The organism is Candidatus Beckwithbacteria bacterium (assembly GCA_026397255.1).
Taxonomy (GTDB): Bacteria; Patescibacteriota; Microgenomatia; order UBA1400; family CG1-02-47-37; genus JAPLVF01.
This window is the reverse complement of sequence record JAPLVF010000013.1, coordinates 340,264-358,919: the sequence shown is the minus strand read 5'-3', so window position 1 is coordinate 358,919 and position 18,656 is coordinate 340,264. Positions and strand designations below refer to the sequence as shown.

The following is an 18,656-nucleotide window of genomic DNA, read 5'->3' as shown; positions in this document are numbered from 1 at the left end:
TTTAGCGTGGCACCCCGACCGCCTTGCTCGTAATTCCGTTGACGGCGGACAAATCATTTACCTTGTAGATACTGGAGTAATCCAAGAGCTAAAATTCCCGACTTTTTGGTTTGATCCGACACCGCAAGGAAAATTCATGTTATCAATCGCTTTTGGGCAGTCAAAATATTACATTGATAATCTTTCAGAAAATATCAAAAGAGGACACCGCCAAAAATTGAAAAACGGGTTATGGCCTCAAATGGCCCCGCTTGGATATTTAAACAATCGGGAAACAAAACAGATTTATGTTGATAAAGAAAAATCGCCACTGATTAAAAAGTCATTTGAGGCCTACGCAAGCGGAAAATATACTTTGAAAAATCTCCGAAAGATTATCAATGATCTCGGCTTGAAAGGGCGGCGAGGTTCGTTGCTTTCCGTTTCCAATTATCAATATCTTTTACAAAATCCATTTTACTACGGACTTATCCGCTACAACGGCGAATATTTTGAAGGAAAGCACGAACCGATTATTACAAAGAAACTTTTTGATCAAGTACAGGAAGTAATGAAGCAAAAGAGTAAACCGCAGAAAGTAGACAAGATGAAATTTTTTCTTTACCGCGGATTTTTCCACTGTGGCGAATGTGGATTTACCATAACCGCCGACAAAAAGATAAAGCCAAGCGGAAAATCATACACTTACTATTACTGCACCAAGAAAAATCCAAAACACATTTGCTCGCAAAATGTTTTTACGAGAGAAGAAAAAATTTCATCTCAAATAAACGAAGCGATACAAAAAGTTTCTTTGCCTGATGATTGGGCTGATAAAATATTAAACGAACTTGAAATTGAAAAAGAAACGAAAGTCCAATCATCTCGCTTTTTTGCTCAAAAAACAGAAAGCGACATAAAAACAATTGACGAGAAACTGGAAAAACTGATGAACGCTTATCTTGAAAACGCCTTCCGAAATTATCGCTTTGCAAGAAAATCCCGAACAGGGTCGGGATTTTCTAAAAAAGATTGGTTCGAACTTCCGTTTGAGCGGGCAGAAATTGTTTTTGGATTTCAAAAATCCCTTCAAAATCCTTGCCGAAGCCGAGCCCCGCCTTTGGCGGGGCGAGGCAACAATCGCCCAAAATCCTAATTTTGAAAATTGGCGGAGGGGGCGAGACTCGAACTCGCAAGCCCTTGCGGGCGCCAGTTTTCAAGACTGGTTCCTTAACCAATTCAGAGCACCCCTCCCTGGTTCGCCAATCCTGGCGATCTCCATCTGATAGAATTATACATGATGAAATTTAATTCTGTTGCCGTTGCCGGCACCTTTGACCATCTCCATCTTGGCCACCAAAAACTTTTAGCCACTGCTAAAACTGCTGGTAAAAAAGTTTTAGTTGGTTTGTGTCAAAAATCCATGTTAACCAATAAGGCTTTTCCGCAATCGTTGGAAAGTTTTTCTATTCGCCGCCAGGCTGTTGCTAAGTTTTACCCAGATCAAATCATTCCCCTCTCCGACATTTACGGCCCGGCCGCCACTTCTTCAACCATTAATGCCATTGTTTGTACTCCCCAAACTCAAACCAATGTCGATAAAATTAACCGATTGCGCCTTAAAAATAAACTCCCTGAATTAAAAAAAATTCTTGTTAGTCTCGTCAAAGACAACTCTGGTCAAATCCTTTCCTCTACCCACATCCGCCAAGGCTTGGTTAACCGCCAGGGTCTCGTTTATGCTGATCTTTTCCGGCACAATCTAACACTACCAAAGTCACAACGCCGTTATTTTCAAAAACCATTCAGTCAAATTATTACCACCATTACCTCGCCTAAATATTTTTGTATTGCCGTCGGCGATATTGCCGCCCTTTCTTTATTAAAAGAAAAAATTACGCCCAATTTGGCTATTGTTGACCTCAAGACCAAGCGTCAAACCGCTTTTGCCAACCTCTCTTCTCTTGGCCTTAAAACCGGCCTCTTTGCCACTAATCCTCCCGGCCATCTCACTCCAGATTTAGCTGGGAAAATTTTAACTTGTCTCTCGAAAAAAATACCAACCCTCTTAGTTGACGGCGAAGAAGACTTGGCTGTTTTACCGGCAATTTTATTATCTCCCTTAAAAACAGAAATTTTTTATGGCCAACCCGATCTTGGTTTGGTTAAAATTTCCGTTACGGAAAAAACTAAAACTAAAGCCTTAAAACTTTTAGAAAAATTTATCTAGCCAAGGTTAATCCCCAAACTTGTTTCACTCCGGCTTTTTTCAAAGTTTTCATCGCCTCGCTCATTGTGGCACCGGTCGTCCACACGTCATCTACCACTAAAATTACTTCTGTTAATTTTCCCGGCTTAACTCTAAAAATATTTTTGACATTTCTCAGCCGCTCTTTTCTTGGCAAATCTGCCTGCGGTTTAGTTCGCTTCACTCTTTCCAAATAATCAACTATTTTTAAATTAAATTTCTTTGCTAAGATTTTGGCGATTAATTCTGCTTGGTTAAACCCCCGCCAATTTTCCCGTTGCCAATAAAGAGGCATTGCTTGCACTCCTGGCTTTAACTCTAAAAATTCTCTCAATCTTTCCTCACTCAACCCCTTATCCATTAACTCACCCAATTCTGTTTCGATATTGCTTAAAAACTGGTATTTTAATGCCTTAATCGCGGTTTTAATAATCCCTTGGTATTGAAACAAACTCGTCCCGCTTAAGGCAATCTGGTCATTTTTTCTGACTGTTTTTAAACAACTCTCGCAAAAATACCTGCCCGTCTTCCCGCAACCTAAACATTTTTTCGGATACAACCAATCAAGCCAAAACATAGTTATATGATATAATATATCTTGTCGGGGATGACAAGCTTCGACGAAGGCAAGCTCTTTGACACCGGCAAGCAAACTTTGACTTGTAGTTTTAAAACATGGGTCAACCAACAACTGTCAATTCTATTGTCAGTACAGTAAAGACATTTGTGGCTGATTTATTCAACCCCGTCTTTACTCCTCGCGCTTTAGCTTTTGCTTAAACGTAAGGCGTCTTGATTAGTCTATGCTTGGGGAGATTAATTGAGGCGGAAACAAACTCAAGCGGCAGGTCCGAGGCGATTCAATCGGACTCAAGACAAAGAATCAAAATTTTTGTCTGTTTATTAAAACAGAATAAGCTTGTAGTCGGTTCAATTAGTTTCTTTCGGACGAGGGTTCAAAACCCTCCATCTCCACTATATTTTCTGACGCAGAAGTCGTCGCGCCTCTCTATCCAAATCTCTTTTCTTTATCGCCTCTCTTTTATCCCATTTTTTCTTCCCCTTCCCCATTGCCAACTCTATTTTAATTCGATTCTTTTTCGTATAGGCCGCCGTCGGAATTAAAGTTAAATTTTTATTCTCCATTTTTTTCACCAAGCTTAAAATTTCGTTTTTTTTAAGAAGTAACTTCCGGCTTCTCGTTGGTTCATAATTGGTGTTGTCCGCAAATTTATACGGATGGATGTGGGCATTCACCAACCACGCCTCCCCGTTTTGATCAATTCTGGCAAAACTTTCATTCAGGCTGATTTTCCCCTCTTTCACGCTTTTTACTTCTGCCCCGGTTAAAACCACCCCGGCTTCTACCCTCTCCCCGAGTTCATAATCATATCTGGCTTTTCTATTGATTACTTTTTTCATCTAACTTGAATTATACAATTAAACAATCCCGGGGAGTCGAAATTCTTTGCAAAAAGCTTTCGCAGTCCACGGCAGGCCAGGATTTCGCGTCAGCGAAACTGCCGTGACGAGAACGCAAGAAGGCGTTGGCGCCGGCCAACGAACTTGTGATTTTTGACAAAGAATGTAGACAAACCGATTAGTTTAATTTCTTAAATCAATTGTAAACACTTTTTGTCCCGTCAGAAAAAACATTTTCCCTAAACTTTCGTTGACAATCAAATCTTTCGCCCCCGCCAAACCCGGCCAAATATATTGCGCTTGGTATTCTCCTGTTTTTACCAACACCACTACTCGTGTTTGTTTTCTGTCTAAAATATACAGATTTTTGTCTTCCGCTGTGGTATAAATCTTGCTTGGCTCTCCAAAATTTTTATCCAAACCCGCCACCGTAAAAGCATCCTTAACCCCTTGCGTGTATTTCACAATTGTCCCGTCAGAAAATAACACCCACACCGATCCGTCAATCGTCATGCTAACCGCTTCGCTTAAATCTAAGTTTGTCCCTTTCAAATATGCCCGCTTGGCAGACAAACCGCTGGCCACCCCTAAATATTTCCAAATTTGCCCAGTCTTACTTTTATCCAGTAAATAAAGATTACCGCCAAAACCTCTCGCCTCCACGATGTTTTGCCAACCTTCACCCGCCATCGCCGTTATCCCTGACTTATTATCAATTATGCTTATCTTATTACTGCTTACCACCATCCCCCGATCATCAGTAAAAGCAATTATATTTCCCTCTATTCCCTTATCCGCCCCCGCCACTACCCGGCTTGCTCGGCTCCCTAAATCTACCGCCGCCGCCGTCTTGCCTTGTCCGTCCCACACCCAAATCGTTTTATCCTCTCCGGCCCAAGCACTTCCTTTAAATCCATCCTTCACCAAATTAAAATCAAACCATTCTGTCGCCGAGTCAATTTGATACTCTCTTTGTACTTGACCCAAATCCTCCTCAATCTTCCCTGCCAAATCTTTCAACTCTCCCGTCAGTTCTTTTTTAGACTTATCTTTATACTCTTGTATTCTCGTCTGGCTATCTGTTAATAATGATTTTGCCCGCAGCGGATTCAGTTTGAGTAAACCATGGGCTTCATCGTATTTGTATTTCACTTCCTCTAAAAGCGCCTGGTAGTTTTTCTGGTTGACGTCTGTCTGTTTTTTTCTCCCGGCTAAAGCTAAACTGATTCCAAATACTAACAATAAAATTGCTAAAGCTGACAGGGTTGACTTTTTTCCTCTACTTACCTCCCTTAAGTTGATCCGCGGCCGTTTATTCTCCCATTTTTCCCTCAACCATCGCCAGGCTTTCCCTACTTTTATTACTTTTGTTGCTCTTTCCTTTTTGGAACTTTCTTGCCCCTCCGAAGCCTTGGCGAAGGGGGGTTCTACTTCTACCAAGGCCCCTGCCGCTCGACTATTATTTTCCCCACCATGTATCTTTGCTCCCAAAATCTCCCCGCCTGATTCTAGATTCCCTGTTAACGCCGTTCTAATCTCTCCTTCAGCCACAATTCTAAAAAATTCTTGACTGCCTAAAATTAACCTATCTCCTTCTTTTAACTCGCCCGATAACACCTCAATTGATTCTTTTTTCTCTCCGAAAAGTTTTAATATCCTTTCTTGCCGCTTTAACCACACCTGCCCCTCAGAATTTCTCGCTGTGTATAAAAATGTTTTATCTTTACTTCTCCACACGACTCCCGCCACCACCTCCAGCTCAATTTTATCCAAAAACTCCGCCCCCAAACTCTCTAGGGTCTGGCTTAGTTTTTTAAAAATCCCTTCCGCTTCATTGGAATAATATATTTCTTGCAACCGATTAATAATCTCTGTGCCGAACGCCGTCACCTCAATTTCCGGATTTTTGGCTTTAAAAGCCAAGGCGGCAATTAACTCCCCATGGCTTATCAGCCTTTCATCTTGTGGAGAAAAGCTGTGTACCTGAGACCAGGTTTGACTATTAGCATTACCGACAATTTTTACAATATGCATATGCCTAAAATAAACGCTGCTACTGATAATAATATCAAAAATCTGCCGGCCCACATCAATGACTTATCCAATTCCGTACTAACCGTTCGACTCATTAAATTTACTTGTCTCACGACTACTAAAGAAAACATAAAAAAGAAAAATAATAACAGCAATACTCCCAGTTTAGCCAAAATGGTCACATCCATTCGCCAGCTTCTGACCAGAAATTGTAATATTTTTTCAAACGGCGTCATCTTACCTCACTTTTCCTATCATTTTTTCATGCTCTTCTTCTAGTTTTAGTTCATTCATAATCTTCACGATTCTGTTTGGCTCCGGGGCCGATTCAATCATAAATTCCCTTTCCGCTCCTGCGGTTTGCATCACCACATCCCCAAAATTAAATGCCGCCCGCAACATCCCCCCCTGATGGTAGCTGACATCTTCAATATTATCGATTTTTGCCTCTGATAATTCTTTATAAATTAAATTAGAAAAATTAATATCAATTATCCTCTCATCCGTAATAATAAAAACTTGATAATACCAACTGATAAACTTCTCATAAACATAAGCAATTAATAATAAATACCAGCCGATTATTGTCATTAACTGATAGTTGGCCGTCATAAAATCCAAAATCGGCACCCACTTAAACACCAATGGCACAAAAATTCCTAAGAACGCTCCCACCACCCAGTGAACCTGAGTTATCCAATGTTGCCGCAACAACAAAATTATTTTCTCTCTTTGTTCCTGATTTTCAAATCTTGTTCTTCTTGGCAAAATATTAAAAGTTCTTACCTTGCCCGTTTTCCGTTCTTTTGCCAGTCTTTCCGCCACCGTTTCATACCTTATCCCCATTCCTATCTTCTCTACTTTTTTCTCTTCTGGGGCGACAAAAATGTCCGGCATATGTTTAATTTTTACCTTCTTTCCACATTATACAGTGGTCCGACAATTTGGATATTGGCCGGTGATCTCAAATTAAAGTAGTTCTTAAATTCATCGCCGGAAAAAGTTTTTGTTCCTCCGTCGCCGCTCACCGTCACCCCCGTCGTCTGTCCGCTACCGAAATCCGCGGACACCGTCACACTACTTACATTATTGTAAGGAGTAATGCTGTGGCTTCTTAGTTCGGTTTTTACCCTATCTTCATTCCAGACTTCCCCGCCAAAAGGGTGGGGTTTGTCTGTTTGGTATAAATGGTCTGCCACGCCGCTATCCGCTTTTGCCAACATTAAACTGTTGACAATATCCGCCACTTCTTCTGATTTTAACCAGGCTGATTTGTTATACTGGCTTCGCCAACCCTGAGCACTGTAAAAACAAGGCGAATCCCGATCATAGGCTTTTTCTTTTAACTGATCAAAACTGCCCACATCTCCGCTGGTATCTCTCGTTCTTTTCGTCCAATCTCTCCCCGTTCCCCACACGTCACCTGAACTAAAAGTGTAACCCCCATCCGTGGACGAATACCAAGCCTTAATCACTTGACCATTGTTAATCATTACCTCTCCTTTAGTCTGTTCCACCGCGTCCTTCCACGCTCCTTTTTTTGGTTCGGATTTCCACACCTGACAGGCTTGAGTGGTGCAAATTTCATTAGCCCCGTTATTGGTATAAGCCAAAGCATAAGACCTCGCCGCCACTGCTTGAGCTTTCAAAGCATTCATGTCCCAATTTTCCGGCATTTCATAAATTCCCAATAAATATTCATCTAAAGGCCTTGAATTGTTCCCTTGAATCTTAATTTGAATATTTTCTTTACCGCTTTCAAAGCTAATCCCGTTAAAATAAGCCTGTAAAATGGTTTTATAATCCTGACCGGCCTTGGCTCGGCCGTAAGCCCCATACTGATTTAAACCCACCCGGTGAGGAATGCCAAAAGTGAAAAAAGCCAACCCCGGTGAAAATCCCGGATCAATCCCCCGATCATCTGTACAATACAGCGGCCCGGCACCCAAAGAAGTCGGTAAATTTAATCCCGCCTGTCTTTGGCCAATAATTTGTTGCTGTCTGGCGGTTAAGCTGGCTATTTGTTGAGATAGTTTAGCTTGATATGCTTTAGCGCCGCTGATTTCCCCTTCAAAAAACTTCGCTTCCTTATCCACTTTTATCTGTAACTCGTCCAGTTTCGCCTTGTCATCCTGGGCTTTTTTCTTATCCGCTTCCAGCTGGATCAGGTTGGCGCTAATTTCGGCAATTGCGTCTTTATCCCGATTTGTTGCCACCCGCCGGTAAAATAAATCCCGCATGGTGGCCGCTGATGGCCCGTTGCTGAACAAAATCATCAAGCTGGAATTTTGCCGCGAAGCTTTGTAAAAACTCAGCGCTCTTTCTGCCAATAAAGCATAATTTTGACCAAATTCCTTCTCCCGCTCAACAATACTTAATTCCAAGATCCTCAAGTCTTCCTTTGCCTTAGCAATTCCCGCCTCAATATTTTTTAATTGACTGTTAAGTTTGACCAACTCTGACTCCAATGGTTTTGTGGCATTAACGCTTTGTTCCCGCGACCGCGTTAACTCCCCAAGTTGCTTATCAATATTAGCCAGCTGACAACCCGTATCACAGTCATCCGCCCTCACCCCGCCGGCTAACAACACCATTAAAATTAATCCTAAAATTATTCCCATTCGTCTCATGTATTTATTCTAACACTTGCCCGTCTGTGGTGGGTTTATGTTAAACTTGAGTTGATGAAAAGGATAATTTTCTTCTTTGTTTTTTTTATTTCAGTATTATTGTTTCCTCAACATGCCTTAGCCGCCTGCCATGACTCCACTGAATGCCCGCCGGGGTACACCTGCGATAAAACTAATACACTAAGCGGCATCTGCACAACTGCTCCGGCAAATGAGTGGCGTGGCTGTCCCGCTGTTATAACTGCCCTTGGCCCCATTCCGACAGCCCCAGAATGCTTAGTCAAATGGGTTTTAACTTACGCCATTTTAATGGGCGGCGGGATTGCCTTCTTGCTTTCTCTTTGGGGCGCTATCACCATTATTTTAGCCTCCGGCAATCCGGAAAAAATCAACGAAGGCAAAGAAATTATTACCTCGGCCATTACCGGCTTGTTATTTATTATCCTCTCAATTTTTCTGTTAAGTCCATTTGTCTTTGTGATTGCCGGCCTGATTTTATTTTTTATGTTTATCTTCGGCGGCTTTACTATTTTTACCTCCGCCGGCAATCCGGAAAAAATCAAAAAAGGCCAAGGCATAATTGTCAACGCCTTAATTGGTTTTGCAATCATCTTTGCCGCCTACTGGATTATCCAGTTACTGGAGCTCACTTTAGGAATTAATCTTCTGGGGGCTCCTTCTCCTCTCCCATCATTCGACCCTTGTACTATTCATAACTGCATCCGATGATACTTCCACAGCATATTGCGATTATCTGCGACGGCAACCGTCGTTGGGCTAAAACCAAAGGCTTGCCGGAATTTTCCGGCCATAAATATGCCGTGGAAACTACCGTCGAAAATCTGGTTGATCACTGTCTTAAATTAAACATCCCCTACCTGACTTTCTGGTTTTTCTCCACCGAAAACTGGCGCCGGGGCGAAGCTTGGGTGGCTAAGTATTTTAATCTTTTCCGCCAGTTAATTCCCACCGCCACTGATAAATACCTTAAAAAGGGCGTCCGTTTTAATGTCATCGGCGACTTAACTAAACTGCCCCCTGACCTCCAAAAGTTTTTTAACGCCTGGAAAAATAAATCAAAAAACAATACCAAAATCACCCTCACCATCGCTTTTAATTACGGTGGCCGCGACGAAATCATCCGGGCGATTAATAAATTGCTTATTCAAAAAGGTCCGACCTTGAAGGATAAATCTGCAAAAAGGTCGGACCTTAATATAACCGAAACTGAATTTTCCCAATGCTTGGATACTGCCGATCTGCCCGATCCTGATCTGCTTATCCGCACCGGTAAAAATAACAATCGCCTTTCCGGCTTTATGCTTTGGCAACTTGCCTACACCCAGCTTTACTTTACTGACACCCTATTTCCGGACCTTACCCCGCAGGCATTAGACAAGGTTCTGGCTTGGTACCAAACTCAAACGCAGAATCTAGGCAAGTAAATTGACGCAGGTAATGTAAATTTTAAAAAGCGCAGACAGAAGCAGAACGACACGCGCAAGATGTCTGGCGAGACTCCCGACCTAACGTCGAGAGGAGTCGCAAACGATTGAGCATGTCGCATGTCTGCTCTGTCGAGCTATTAATATATTTTTTCAATATAGTTCACCAGCTCTTCAAACATTTCCTTTTCTTTTACCGGTTTAATCACTTTTCCTTTGGCAAATAATGCCCCGGCATTTTTGCCTCCGGCAATCCCCACATCTGCTTCTCTCGCCTCCCCCGGCCCATTCACCACACAGCCCATTACCGCCACCCTAATCGGCTTCTTCACTGTCTGTAAATATTTTTCTACCTTGGCTACAAGAGGCAGCATGTTGTATTGTGTCCGGCTGCAGGTTGGACAAGAAATTAACCTCGGTCCGCTTCTTAGCGCTAAATTTTTCAATATTTCTTTACCCACCCTTATCTCTTCCAAACTATCACCGCTTAAAGACACTCTAATCGTATCCCCGATTCCCTCTAATAATAATGACCCGATTCCCATGCTGGAAACAATTATGCCAATGCTTGGTGGTCCGGCTTCGGTCACGCCTAAATGGATTGGATAGTCGTATTTTTGGGAAAATAATTGATAGGCTTGTGTCATCTGGATTACATCTGAGGCCTTAAGTGACACCACAATCTGGTCAAAATTTAAGTCTTCCAAAATCTGAATGTGGCGGCCGGCCGATTCCACTAAGGCCTCCGGCGTTGGCCGGCCGAATTTTAACAGCAAATCTCTTTCCAAAGACCCGGCATTGACTCCGATCCGGATCGGCACCCCTCTTTCCTTAGCCAGCTTCACTACTTTTTTTACCTTATCAATTCCGCCGATATTCCCCGGATTAATTCTTAATTTATCCACCCCTTGCCGAATCGCTTCCAACGCCCACTCATAATTTAAATGAATATCCGCCACAATCGGAATATGGATTTCTTTTTTAATCTTAGAAAAATTCTTCACGCTTTCCATGTCCAACACGTTCATCCGGGTAATATCACAGCCAACTTCTTCCTGTTCTCTAATTTGCCTGACCACTGCCCTAATATCATGCGCGTCAACCTTCACCATTGTCTGGACCGTAACCGGACTGTCCCCGCCGATAGCAATCTTTCCCACCCTGATTTTCTTAGTTAGTTTTCTTTTAATCATAAATCGGTTCGAGTATATAAGTCTTTTTATATTTTTGTTTTAAATGATTGTATGCTTTTTCCGCTTCTTTTTTCTCTGTAAAAATACCAAATACTGCCGAACCCTTGCCGCTCATCAAGCTTTTCTCAGCGCCATTTTTTATCATTGATTCTTTAATTTTCTTTATTTCCGGATATTGTTTTAAACTCCAAATCTCAAAATCATTGTGCCATAAAACTTCGGTTTTCCCGATTTTATCATACTCAATTTTCTGATATGCCTCTTTACTGCTGATAAAAATTTCCGGCACACACACCACTATCCAACCTTTAATTAATTTCCCTAAATCCATAAACTTTCCTGCTTTCTCGCCCCCCTGGAATTCCAGTTTAGTGCCACCAATAATTTGATATGCCACATCACTGCCTAATTTTTTCGCCATTTCAATTAATTTTTTTTGGCCTAAATTTAATCGCCACAATTTATTTAAACCTTTTAAAACTGCGGCCGCATCGCTGCTGCCCCCACCCAATCCCGAACCTATCGGAATCTTTTTAGTTAACCTTATTTTTACTCCCCGCTTAACCTTTAACTTCTCCTTAACCAGCTTTGCCGCTTGATAAACCAAATTTCTTTTATCCGGAAAGTCAATAAAATCATCTTTTATTTCTTCCAGCTCTATCAAGTCAAATAAGCTTATTTGAGTATAAATTGTTTTCACTTCATGAAAATTATTGGGCAGCTTTCCCGCAATACTTAAGCCCAAATTAATCTTCGCCGGAGCTAATAATTTTAAACTCATTTGCTTAATAAAACCGTACTAAAAACCTGAATCCCCTCGCCTCTCCCAAAAGCCGTTAATCCATCCCCGCTGGTTGGCGAAATTCCCACCTGTTCTTCTTTTATTGCTAAAATCTTGGCTAAAGATTCTCTTATCGATTCCAATGTTTTTTCAAACCTTGGTATTTTGGCTTCAATCACTATTGCCACATTTTCAATCTTATATTTTTGTTTTTTTAGTTTGTCTAAAATCACCTGGAGAAAAACTTTACTATCAGTTATTCCTTTTTTAAATAACGGCGTGGCGTAAAATCCTAACGGTTTCTCCCCTATCGCCGACCCTAAAGCATTAAATAAAGCGTGTAAAATTACATCTCCATCCGAATCCGCCTCCAAATAATAATCTTTACTAATTTCCACTCCTCCCAGAATTAAGCTTCCGCCTAATTTTAATCTATGACTGTCTTGTCCCAAACCAACTCTAAACATATTTACTCCAATTCCTGATAATTTCTAAATCGGAGGGTAAGGTTATTTTTTTATTAGTCCACTCGCCCGGAACCACTTTTACTTTTACCCCTGTTTTTCTGACCAATTCGCAATCGTCCATTCCGCATATTTCTCCCCGAATTGCTTTTTCATAAGCCTGTAAAATAATCTCTTTTTTAAACCCGTGCGGTGTTTGACCTAACCAGCTTTTCTGCCTTTCCAAACATTGCTCCACTTCCATTTTTTGCGGATTGATTAATTTTACCGAAGTGGTTGTTTCCACTGCCGTCATCACTGCCTGATATTTCTTCACCGCCTGAATCACCTGGTTAATTAATTTTGTCGACACTAATGGTCTGGCCCCGTCATGAATTAAAACATAATCCCCCTGGCTGACCTTTACCCCCTTATAGGCAGAAACATACCGTTCTTCTCCCCCTTCCACAATCTTTGGAGCCAGTTTAAATTTTTTAAGCCATTTTTCAAATTTTTTTCTGGTATTTTTCCTCACCACCACCACTATTTCCCCGATTTCTTTAACTTGAATAAACTGTTTTACTGTCCGGATAAAAACCGGTTCGCCTTTAATTAACTTAAACAGTTTTTCTTTTCCGAATCTGGTACTGTTACCGGCACAGGTAATAATTGCCGAAATCATAGTCTTTTCATCTCCGTTTCAATCATTGTTACTATTTGGGTAAACTTAATTTCTCCTTTTAAAAACTTGGCTACTGCCGCCTCGTCGGCTTGGTGTAAAACTTCCCCTGCTCTTCCGCCTTTTTCCAGAGCCAAATAGCCTAATCTCAATCCCGAAAATTTATTTAAATCTGCTGCCTTAAATGATAGGCTTTTCCCTGCCAAATTTATTTGGGGAATATTTTTCACTTCCCGTCTTTGGGGATAAAACATGGCGTATTCTACATATCGCTTCATCTCCGGCACACCCAACTCCGCTATTACCGAACCATCCACAAACTCCACCATTGAATGGCATAAATATTCCGGGTGAATTAGTACTTTTATCTGTTCTGGCCGCAAATTAAACAACCACTTCGCCTCAATAATTTCCATCGCTTTATTAATACACGTGGCGCTGTCTACGCTGATTTTTTGCCCCATTGTCCAGGTTTTTCGTTGTAGCACCATTTCCGGCGTCACTTTTTCCAATTCCTCTTGAGTCATTTGACTGATTTTCCCCTGCCCCATCGTTAAATAAATATTTTTTATCTCTTTTTCTTTTCCGGCTTTTAAGCTCTGGAAAATCGCACTGTGTTCGCTGTCAATCGGAATTATTTCTACCCCATTCTTTTTCGCCTCCCTCATCACCTCTTCTCCGGTCACCACCAACACCTCTTTTGTTGCCAACCCGATATTTTTTTTGAGTTTAATCGCCCCTAGCGTCGGCTTAATTCCCGCTGTTCCCACCACTGCCACTATTACCAAATCAATTTCCGGATGCGAGACTGCTTTTACCAACCCTTCCTTTCCGATTGCCGTAACCTCCGGCTTAAATTCTTTAATTTGTGCTTTAAATTTTTCTGACTCGTGGCCGGCCGCCAAGCTCACCACCTTGAATTCTTCCGGATAATCTCTCACCACCTCTAAGGCTTTTGAACCAATCACTCCGGTAGAACCTAGAACTGCTATTTTTTTCATAAACGAAACTTAATATTTTCTTTAATTACCTCCAACTCCTCTTCTTCTCCCCCGAATCTTCCTTTTACTCCGTCAATTAACTCCCTGACCAATTTTTCCGGCACTGACGCCCCGGCCGTTATCCCCACAATATTTTTATTCTTAAACCAGTCTTCTTTTAAGTCTTCCGGTCCGTCCACCAAATAGGCCTCAATTCCTGCCACTTCTCTTAGACGGTTGGAATTTGAGCTGTTTTTCGACCCGACTACTAAAATTAAATCGCAGTGTTTGGCTAACTCTTTTACTGCCAGCTGTCTATTCGTTGTCGAAAAACAAATATCTTTCCCCGCCGGTAATTCCAGATTTGGGAACTTCGCTGTTAAATAATCAACAATTTCTTTAGTTTCCTCCAAACCTAAAGTTGTTTGGGTTAACAAAACTGCCTTTCCTGAAATTTTTAATTTCTTGGCTTCAGCCAGACTGCTGATTAAAACTGATTTCCCCGGGACCTCTCCCAACACCCCTAAGGCTTCCGGGTGGTTTTTGTGGCCCAAATAAACAATCAGATAATTATTAGCCCTAAAACGTTTCGCTTCTTCATGAACTTTCATTACCAGTGGACACACCGCATCAACCACTCTTAAATTTTTCTTTTTAGCTAATTTAAATAATTCCGGGCTACTGCCATGGGCGCTGAAAACTACCACCGAACCGTTGGGCACCTGGTTTAAGTCTTCCACAAAAATTACCCCTTTTTGGGAAAATTCTTCCACCACTTTTTCGTTATGAACGATTGCGTGTCGGCAATAAACCGAGCCTTCGCTTTTTTCTACTGTCAAATCCAAAATTTTTAGTGCCCGCTCCACCCCGGCGCATAGGCCCCGTGGTTTTACTAAAATTATTTTTCTCGCCATACCCTCATTCCCCAAAACATTAAATAAACTCCTAAAAATATACTCAGTAATAGAAAAATAATTCCCATGCTTTTTGCCCCCCAACCCCACTCTTCACTTGTTGCTAATAATCTTCTACCTGTCCAAACCACCCCTGCTCCCAAAATCAGCACGTAAATTGGCCAGCCTAAAATTAATAATTCCTGCGACCGGTCTTTTTCCCGGGAAATGCTTTTCAAAGTTTTATATGGATGGACCCCCAAGCCGTAAGTATTTTTTGCCAATAAATAACTTTCCTTAATCGTCAGTAAAAGACCAGTTTTTGCCAGTTTCTTGAACATAAATTTTTTGAAACGCCAGTCTCGCCCGGGTCAACCGCGACTCCACTGCCTTGACTGTCAAATCTAATTTTTTACCGATTTCTTTCATTGACAGCTCGTCTATATACTTTAGTCGCAGAATTTTAGAATATCCTTCGCTCAGGTTTTTTAAAGTTTGGAGAATTCTCTTTTTCGTCTCCAATTCCTGATAAGCCAACTCCGGCCCCAGCGCCTCGCTCACTAGCTCTTTTAAGAAAGGCAGCCGGGAAAACACAATTTGTTTAATTTTCTTTCGCCTGTAAAAATCGCTGATTTCGTGTTTGGCAATCCCCAAAACCCAGGTTTCTAAACTTGAATCCCCTTTAAAATTAAATTGGCTGTCTAAAATGCTGATCATCGTGTCCTGGACCACGTCTTCTACATCTTGTTGGTCGCCGATTTTTCGTCTGATAAACTTCACCAGTTTTTCTCTTAATTTTTTTTCGTCCATCTCGCCTATTTTACCACTTTTGTGCTATTCTATTCTTGATATTATGAAATTGGCTTTTGATATTAAGGATCAACTTTTTGTTCAACCTAGCACCCCTATCGGCACCACGATTTATCAAACCGGCAATGTTTTTGATATTCTCTCGGTGATTATTAAAAATATTTATGTGATTACCGGCATTATTCTTTTTTTCTTTATCATCATTGGCGGGGTGGGAATGATTCTCAGTGCCGGCGATACGGAAAAACAAAAACAGGGGTCAAAAACCGTTACCTCGGCTGTTTTGGGTTATTTTATTATGTTTGCCGCCTATTGGCTGATTAAAATTATTGAAATAATTTTTGGAGTTAAAATTCTTAGTTTTTAAACCATTATGGCTGATATTATTGGCACCATTGACAATCCCCTTGCCGGCGCCGCTGGTTATGGCGACATCAATCTGGGTTTAATCAAATTCTTAAATAATCTCGTTGCTTTAGTTATTACTCTTGCCGGTCTTTTTACTCTAGTCAACTTAATTGCCGCCGGCTATCAATATCTTTCTTCCAATAATGAACCTCAGAAAATTGCCGCCGCCGCTAATAAAATTCTCCAATCCCTTATTGGTCTCGCTATTGTTGCCATGGCTTTTATTTTAGCCGGTATTATCGGTTACATTTTCTTTCATGACTCCACAATTCTACTAAGTCCAAAATTATTTTCACTTTAACTTATGAATTTTTTGGCCGTCACACCGTTCAAGCTTAACCTGGGCACCTTTGGTCCTAAAACCCCAGGCGGCTACCAGCCTACCAATAATGTTGCCGCCGACCTCAGCTGGGTTGTTTCCAATATTTTAGGCATCATTACCGCCATTGCCGGCCTGACTTTTCTGTTTTGGTTTGTTTTCGGCGCCTTTAACTGGATTGTTTCCGGCGGCGATCCCCAAAAAGCTCAAACCGCCAAAGCCACCCTCACTAACGCTTTTCTTGGTTTAGTGATTACGGTTATTGCCTATCCGGTTGCTTTACTATTTAGCAAACTTTTAGGCATTCCTTTAGCCGAACCGCAAGAATTAATTAAATCTTTGTTTCCTTAATTTATGAATTATTCTCTGGATTTAAAAAATTTCTTTGGTTCAAAGCTGGAACCTCCCCCGGGAATCACGGCTTATGGCGAAGGGGCCGGCGGCCTAATCCTCCTTTTCAATAATATTCTCAAAATTGCTGTTTTTATTTCCCTGCTGTTTGCCCTTATCAACCTTTTAATTTCCGCTATCCAATACATTGGTTCCAGCGGCAACCCCGACTTGATTAAACAAGCCTCCGGCCGCATCACGAATTCTTTATTGGGGTTAGTGATCGCCGCCGCCAGCTTGGTCCTTGCCGGCTTGGTTGGTCTATTATTTTTCGGCAACGCGACGGCAATTATTAATCCGGTGATTTATGGCCCTTAGCACCCCCCTCCCCGCCATTTCTGGTTTTGGCTCTGGCTTTTTCCAATCCGCCGGCGATAATGCCTCCGGCCGCACCGCCCTAATTATCTCTAATATCATCGCTGTTTTAACGATCTTCGGCGGCTTAGCTTTTTTGTTTTGGTTCATTATCGGCGCCCTTACCTGGATAAATTCCGGCGGTGATCCCAAACAACTTGACAAAGCTAAAGACCAAATGGGCGCCGCCATTATCGGCTTGGTTGTTTTAGTCTTAACTTATGCCATTGTCAGTTTATTGGGCCGGCTCACCGGTTTAAATGTTCTTGACTTTGAAACATTAGTCAACCGCCTAAAACCATAATATAATCAAATTATGCCCATTACTAATCCTGCCTTGCCCAATCTTTCCCCCACTAGCGGCGGTTCTGACCTTGCCCGTTATATTGCCATTATTTGGCAAGTGTTGGTCATCATTGGTGGCATCAGTGTTCTGCTTTTTTTAATTTGGGGGGCGCTTGATTGGATTTTTGCCGGCAATAATCAGGAGAGGTTAAAACGCGCCAAAGATCAAATGTTTAACGGCATTTTTGGTCTCGTCATTTTAGTCCTTTCTTTTATCATTGTTAAAATTATCAGTTTCGTCACCGGCCTGAACATTCTCAACCCCAACTGGCCGACTTTCTAAAATTATGGCGCAATTAACCGACATTGAATCCCAAATCAATCGCTCTGGCTTTTTTAAGTACACCTCTCTCGGTCAATTTTTAAAAAATTTTTTTGAGCTCGCCTTAATTCTCGGCACCATTGCCGCCTTTTTATATTTGCTTTGGGGGGCAATTGATTTTATTATTGCCGGCGGCAACCAGGAACGGGCCAAAACCGCCAAAAATAACATTACCGGCGCTGTTATGGGCCTCGCCCTCCTGGCCGCTGTCTGGGTTGTTTGGCGGGTAGTTATCTATTTCTTAGGCTTGTCCTCTTCTTTGCTCGGTCCGGTTGAATTCCGGCTCCCTTCTCCCTAGCTTGACAAATCAAACCTATCTCTCCATAATAAATTAAAACTATGCTTAATTTAATTCGTTTTGCCTACGCCCAAGGGGACATTATTATTACTGAACCCCGTACCGGTGTTAAAGATATCGGCAAACTCTTGTCTGCCGGTATTCAGGTCGCCATGATTATTGCCGCCATCTTAGCTTTTGCCATGTTGGTTTTTGGCGGTATTCAATGGATTATGTCCGGCGGCGATAAAACTCAAACTCAATCCGCCCGCGACCGGATTACCATGGCCTTGGTCGGTCTTGCTATTGTTGCCGCCGCCTGGGCTTTAATGAAACTCATCGGCTATTTCTTCGGTGTCGACGTCTTCAACTTTCAAATCCCCACCGCCGGCGGCTAAAATATGGCCTGCATCAGTGATGTTGCTCAGCTTCCCGAATTTGAGTGTATTCTCAAAAACGTCTTCAACATCATCATCCCTTTGGCTGGTCTGGCCGCTTTCGTCACTTTAATTGTCGGCGGCTTTCAATATTTAACTTCCGCCGGCGACCCTAAACAAACTCAAAAAGCTCAAGGCGTCATCACCGGCGCTATTATCGGCATTCTGGTTATTATCGGCATCTGGTTTATCTTTAGGCTTTTGAACACCCTTACCGGTCTGGATCTTTTAAAATTTGAAATTCCTCGTTAAGCACGCTACTCTATA

At 41.8% G+C, this 18,656-nt stretch carries 26 protein-coding genes, 1 tRNA gene and 1 other RNA gene; 14 read left to right on the top strand and 14 right to left on the bottom strand.

Annotated features, from left to right (window positions below; genetic code table 11):
- On the top strand, positions 1 to 1,135 hold a 1,135-nt coding region (locus NTZ93_04395), incomplete at its 5' end, for a recombinase family protein (GenBank protein ID MCX6817080.1).
- A 10-nt stretch (positions 1,136 to 1,145) separates the two neighbouring features.
- Here NTZ93_04395 and NTZ93_04390 read toward each other — a convergent pair.
- A tRNA-Ser gene (locus NTZ93_04390) sits at positions 1,146 to 1,233 on the bottom strand.
- A gap of 46 nt (positions 1,234 to 1,279) precedes the next feature.
- On the opposite strand from NTZ93_04390, the gene NTZ93_04385 reads away from it, so the two are divergent.
- On the top strand, positions 1,280 to 2,209 hold the full coding sequence (locus NTZ93_04385; GenBank protein ID MCX6817079.1) for a pantetheine-phosphate adenylyltransferase: 930 nt from the start codon (positions 1,280 to 1,282) through the stop codon (positions 2,207 to 2,209).
- Here the strand turns inward: NTZ93_04385 and NTZ93_04380 are convergent.
- Entirely contained in the window at positions 2,202 to 2,804 is a 603-nt protein-coding gene (locus tag NTZ93_04380; GenBank protein ID MCX6817078.1) for a phosphoribosyltransferase family protein, read from the bottom strand. The two genes, NTZ93_04385 and NTZ93_04380, sit on opposite strands and share 8 nt — an antisense overlap.
- 26 nt (positions 2,805 to 2,830) lie before the next feature.
- Here NTZ93_04380 and ssrA point away from each other — a divergent pair.
- Positions 2,831 to 3,205, top strand: a transfer-messenger RNA (tmRNA) gene (gene ssrA, locus NTZ93_04375).
- Here the strand turns inward: ssrA and smpB are convergent.
- The 4 genes from smpB to NTZ93_04355 form a co-directional block, all read right to left on the bottom strand.
- Complete coding sequence (gene smpB / locus NTZ93_04370) at positions 3,203 to 3,649, bottom strand: SsrA-binding protein SmpB (protein ID MCX6817077.1); 447 nt, start codon at positions 3,647 to 3,649, stop codon at positions 3,203 to 3,205. The two genes, ssrA and smpB, sit on opposite strands and share 3 nt — an antisense overlap.
- Before the next feature lie 183 nt (positions 3,650 to 3,832).
- Positions 3,833 to 5,683, bottom strand: coding sequence for a hypothetical protein (locus tag NTZ93_04365; protein ID MCX6817076.1), 1,851 nt, complete (start codon positions 5,681 to 5,683; stop codon positions 3,833 to 3,835).
- 237 nt (positions 5,684 to 5,920) lie between these two features.
- On the bottom strand, positions 5,921 to 6,580 hold the full coding sequence (locus NTZ93_04360; GenBank protein ID MCX6817075.1) for a hypothetical protein: 660 nt from the start codon (positions 6,578 to 6,580) through the stop codon (positions 5,921 to 5,923).
- Between the two features lie 11 nt (positions 6,581 to 6,591).
- Positions 6,592 to 8,304, bottom strand: coding sequence for a SpoIID/LytB domain-containing protein (locus NTZ93_04355; protein MCX6817074.1), 1,713 nt, complete (start codon positions 8,302 to 8,304; stop codon positions 6,592 to 6,594).
- A gap of 63 nt (positions 8,305 to 8,367) precedes the next feature.
- Here NTZ93_04355 and NTZ93_04350 point away from each other — a divergent pair, with 63 nt between their 5' ends.
- Together NTZ93_04350 and uppS are read left to right on the top strand one after the other, a co-directional pair.
- Positions 8,368 to 9,042 carry a pilin gene (locus NTZ93_04350; protein ID MCX6817073.1) on the top strand — a complete coding sequence of 225 codons (675 nt, stop codon included), beginning with the start codon at positions 8,368 to 8,370 and terminating at the stop codon, positions 9,040 to 9,042.
- Positions 9,039 to 9,758, top strand: coding sequence for a polyprenyl diphosphate synthase (uppS, locus tag NTZ93_04345; GenBank protein ID MCX6817072.1), 720 nt, complete (start codon positions 9,039 to 9,041; stop codon positions 9,756 to 9,758). Before NTZ93_04350 ends, uppS begins: the two co-directional genes overlap by 4 nt.
- 140 nt (positions 9,759 to 9,898) lie before the next feature.
- Here the strand turns inward: uppS and ispG are convergent, their stop codons facing one another.
- From ispG to NTZ93_04305, 8 genes are read right to left on the bottom strand one after another with little or no spacing between them, the layout of a single operon-like run.
- Positions 9,899 to 10,948, bottom strand: coding sequence for a flavodoxin-dependent (E)-4-hydroxy-3-methylbut-2-enyl-diphosphate synthase (gene ispG, locus NTZ93_04340; GenBank protein MCX6817071.1), 1,050 nt, complete (start codon positions 10,946 to 10,948; stop codon positions 9,899 to 9,901).
- Positions 10,944 to 11,732: a 4-(cytidine 5'-diphospho)-2-C-methyl-D-erythritol kinase gene (ispE, locus tag NTZ93_04335; GenBank protein MCX6817070.1), complete on the bottom strand. Its 789-nt coding sequence runs from the start codon at positions 11,730 to 11,732 to the stop codon at positions 10,944 to 10,946. Before ispE ends, ispG begins: the two co-directional genes overlap by 5 nt.
- Positions 11,729 to 12,199: a 2-C-methyl-D-erythritol 2,4-cyclodiphosphate synthase gene (ispF, locus tag NTZ93_04330; GenBank protein ID MCX6817069.1), complete on the bottom strand. Its 471-nt coding sequence runs from the start codon at positions 12,197 to 12,199 to the stop codon at positions 11,729 to 11,731. The genes ispE and ispF overlap by 4 nt, the downstream gene beginning before the upstream one ends.
- Positions 12,192 to 12,857, bottom strand: a complete 666-nt coding sequence (locus tag NTZ93_04325) for an IspD/TarI family cytidylyltransferase (protein ID MCX6817068.1) — start codon at positions 12,855 to 12,857, stop codon at positions 12,192 to 12,194. The genes ispF and NTZ93_04325 overlap by 8 nt, the downstream gene beginning before the upstream one ends.
- Positions 12,854 to 13,855, bottom strand: a complete 1,002-nt coding sequence (locus NTZ93_04320; protein ID MCX6817067.1) for a 1-deoxy-D-xylulose-5-phosphate reductoisomerase — start codon at positions 13,853 to 13,855, stop codon at positions 12,854 to 12,856. Before NTZ93_04320 ends, NTZ93_04325 begins: the two co-directional genes overlap by 4 nt.
- Entirely contained in the window at positions 13,852 to 14,748 is an 897-nt protein-coding gene (ispH, locus tag NTZ93_04315; protein ID MCX6817066.1) for a 4-hydroxy-3-methylbut-2-enyl diphosphate reductase, read from the bottom strand. The genes NTZ93_04320 and ispH overlap by 4 nt, the downstream gene beginning before the upstream one ends.
- The gene (locus tag NTZ93_04310) at positions 14,733 to 15,068 is read right to left on the bottom strand and encodes a hypothetical protein (GenBank protein MCX6817065.1); all 336 of its coding nucleotides are present in this window, start codon (positions 15,066 to 15,068) and stop codon (positions 14,733 to 14,735) included. The genes ispH and NTZ93_04310 overlap by 16 nt, the downstream gene beginning before the upstream one ends.
- Positions 15,025 to 15,537, bottom strand: coding sequence for an RNA polymerase sigma factor (locus NTZ93_04305; protein ID MCX6817064.1), 513 nt, complete (start codon positions 15,535 to 15,537; stop codon positions 15,025 to 15,027). Before NTZ93_04305 ends, NTZ93_04310 begins: the two co-directional genes overlap by 44 nt.
- Before the next feature lie 43 nt (positions 15,538 to 15,580).
- Here NTZ93_04305 and NTZ93_04300 point away from each other — a divergent pair, with 43 nt between their 5' ends.
- From NTZ93_04300 to NTZ93_04260, 9 genes are read left to right on the top strand one after another with little or no spacing between them, the layout of a single operon-like run.
- Positions 15,581 to 15,904, top strand: coding sequence for a hypothetical protein (locus NTZ93_04300; GenBank protein MCX6817063.1), 324 nt, complete (start codon positions 15,581 to 15,583; stop codon positions 15,902 to 15,904).
- Positions 15,905 to 15,910: 6 nt separating this feature from the next.
- Complete coding sequence (locus tag NTZ93_04295; GenBank protein MCX6817062.1) at positions 15,911 to 16,246, top strand: hypothetical protein; 336 nt, start codon at positions 15,911 to 15,913, stop codon at positions 16,244 to 16,246.
- Positions 16,247 to 16,249: 3 nt separating this feature from the next.
- Positions 16,250 to 16,615 carry a hypothetical protein gene (locus NTZ93_04290; GenBank protein MCX6817061.1) on the top strand — a complete coding sequence of 122 codons (366 nt, stop codon included), beginning with the start codon at positions 16,250 to 16,252 and terminating at the stop codon, positions 16,613 to 16,615.
- Positions 16,616 to 16,618: 3 nt separating this feature from the next.
- Entirely contained in the window at positions 16,619 to 16,972 is a 354-nt protein-coding gene (locus NTZ93_04285; protein ID MCX6817060.1) for a hypothetical protein, read from the top strand.
- Complete coding sequence (locus NTZ93_04280; GenBank protein ID MCX6817059.1) at positions 16,962 to 17,312, top strand: hypothetical protein; 351 nt, start codon at positions 16,962 to 16,964, stop codon at positions 17,310 to 17,312. The genes NTZ93_04285 and NTZ93_04280 overlap by 11 nt, the downstream gene beginning before the upstream one ends.
- Before the next feature lie 12 nt (positions 17,313 to 17,324).
- Entirely contained in the window at positions 17,325 to 17,636 is a 312-nt protein-coding gene (locus NTZ93_04275; GenBank protein MCX6817058.1) for a hypothetical protein, read from the top strand.
- Between the two features lie 4 nt (positions 17,637 to 17,640).
- Complete coding sequence (locus NTZ93_04270; protein MCX6817057.1) at positions 17,641 to 17,973, top strand: hypothetical protein; 333 nt, start codon at positions 17,641 to 17,643, stop codon at positions 17,971 to 17,973.
- Between the two features lie 41 nt (positions 17,974 to 18,014).
- Positions 18,015 to 18,350 carry a hypothetical protein gene (locus NTZ93_04265; GenBank protein ID MCX6817056.1) on the top strand — a complete coding sequence of 112 codons (336 nt, stop codon included), beginning with the start codon at positions 18,015 to 18,017 and terminating at the stop codon, positions 18,348 to 18,350.
- Positions 18,351 to 18,353: 3 nt separating this feature from the next.
- On the top strand, positions 18,354 to 18,641 hold the full coding sequence (locus NTZ93_04260; protein MCX6817055.1) for a hypothetical protein: 288 nt from the start codon (positions 18,354 to 18,356) through the stop codon (positions 18,639 to 18,641).
- The last annotated feature ends 15 nt before the right edge of the window (positions 18,642 to 18,656 follow it).

Bases quoted from the DNA above. Each gene is read 5' to 3' on its own strand.
- NTZ93_04300 (MCX6817063.1), top strand. From the start codon at position 15,581: ATGAAATTGGCTTTTGATATTAAGGATCAACTTTTTGTTCAACCTAGC.
- NTZ93_04295 (MCX6817062.1), top strand. From the start codon at position 15,911: ATGGCTGATATTATTGGCACCATTGACAATCCCCTTGCCGGCGCCGCT.
- NTZ93_04325 (MCX6817068.1), bottom strand. From the start codon at position 12,857: ATGATTTCGGCAATTATTACCTGTGCCGGTAACAGTACCAGATTCGGA.
- smpB (MCX6817077.1), bottom strand. From the start codon at position 3,649: ATGAAAAAAGTAATCAATAGAAAAGCCAGATATGATTATGAACTCGGG.
- uppS (MCX6817072.1), top strand. From the start codon at position 9,039: ATGATACTTCCACAGCATATTGCGATTATCTGCGACGGCAACCGTCGT.
- NTZ93_04280 (MCX6817059.1), top strand. From the start codon at position 16,962: ATGGCCCTTAGCACCCCCCTCCCCGCCATTTCTGGTTTTGGCTCTGGC.
- NTZ93_04290 (MCX6817061.1), top strand. From the start codon at position 16,250: ATGAATTTTTTGGCCGTCACACCGTTCAAGCTTAACCTGGGCACCTTT.
- NTZ93_04260 (MCX6817055.1), top strand. From the start codon at position 18,354: ATGGCCTGCATCAGTGATGTTGCTCAGCTTCCCGAATTTGAGTGTATT.
- NTZ93_04365 (MCX6817076.1), bottom strand. From the start codon at position 5,683: ATGCATATTGTAAAAATTGTCGGTAATGCTAATAGTCAAACCTGGTCT.
- NTZ93_04380 (MCX6817078.1), bottom strand. From the start codon at position 2,804: ATGTTTTGGCTTGATTGGTTGTATCCGAAAAAATGTTTAGGTTGCGGG.
- NTZ93_04350 (MCX6817073.1), top strand. From the start codon at position 8,368: ATGAAAAGGATAATTTTCTTCTTTGTTTTTTTTATTTCAGTATTATTG.
- NTZ93_04385 (MCX6817079.1), top strand. From the start codon at position 1,280: ATGAAATTTAATTCTGTTGCCGTTGCCGGCACCTTTGACCATCTCCAT.
- ispF (MCX6817069.1), bottom strand. From the start codon at position 12,199: ATGTTTAGAGTTGGTTTGGGACAAGACAGTCATAGATTAAAATTAGGC.
- ispE (MCX6817070.1), bottom strand. From the start codon at position 11,732: ATGAGTTTAAAATTATTAGCTCCGGCGAAGATTAATTTGGGCTTAAGT.
- NTZ93_04360 (MCX6817075.1), bottom strand. From the start codon at position 6,580: ATGCCGGACATTTTTGTCGCCCCAGAAGAGAAAAAAGTAGAGAAGATA.
- ispH (MCX6817066.1), bottom strand. From the start codon at position 14,748: ATGGCGAGAAAAATAATTTTAGTAAAACCACGGGGCCTATGCGCCGGG.
- NTZ93_04275 (MCX6817058.1), top strand. From the start codon at position 17,325: ATGCCCATTACTAATCCTGCCTTGCCCAATCTTTCCCCCACTAGCGGC.
- NTZ93_04305 (MCX6817064.1), bottom strand. From the start codon at position 15,537: ATGGACGAAAAAAAATTAAGAGAAAAACTGGTGAAGTTTATCAGACGA.
- NTZ93_04270 (MCX6817057.1), top strand. From the start codon at position 17,641: ATGGCGCAATTAACCGACATTGAATCCCAAATCAATCGCTCTGGCTTT.
- NTZ93_04355 (MCX6817074.1), bottom strand. From the start codon at position 8,304: ATGGGAATAATTTTAGGATTAATTTTAATGGTGTTGTTAGCCGGCGGG.
- NTZ93_04285 (MCX6817060.1), top strand. From the start codon at position 16,619: ATGAATTATTCTCTGGATTTAAAAAATTTCTTTGGTTCAAAGCTGGAA.
- NTZ93_04310 (MCX6817065.1), bottom strand. From the start codon at position 15,068: ATGTTCAAGAAACTGGCAAAAACTGGTCTTTTACTGACGATTAAGGAA.
- NTZ93_04320 (MCX6817067.1), bottom strand. From the start codon at position 13,855: ATGAAAAAAATAGCAGTTCTAGGTTCTACCGGAGTGATTGGTTCAAAA.
- NTZ93_04265 (MCX6817056.1), top strand. From the start codon at position 18,015: ATGCTTAATTTAATTCGTTTTGCCTACGCCCAAGGGGACATTATTATT.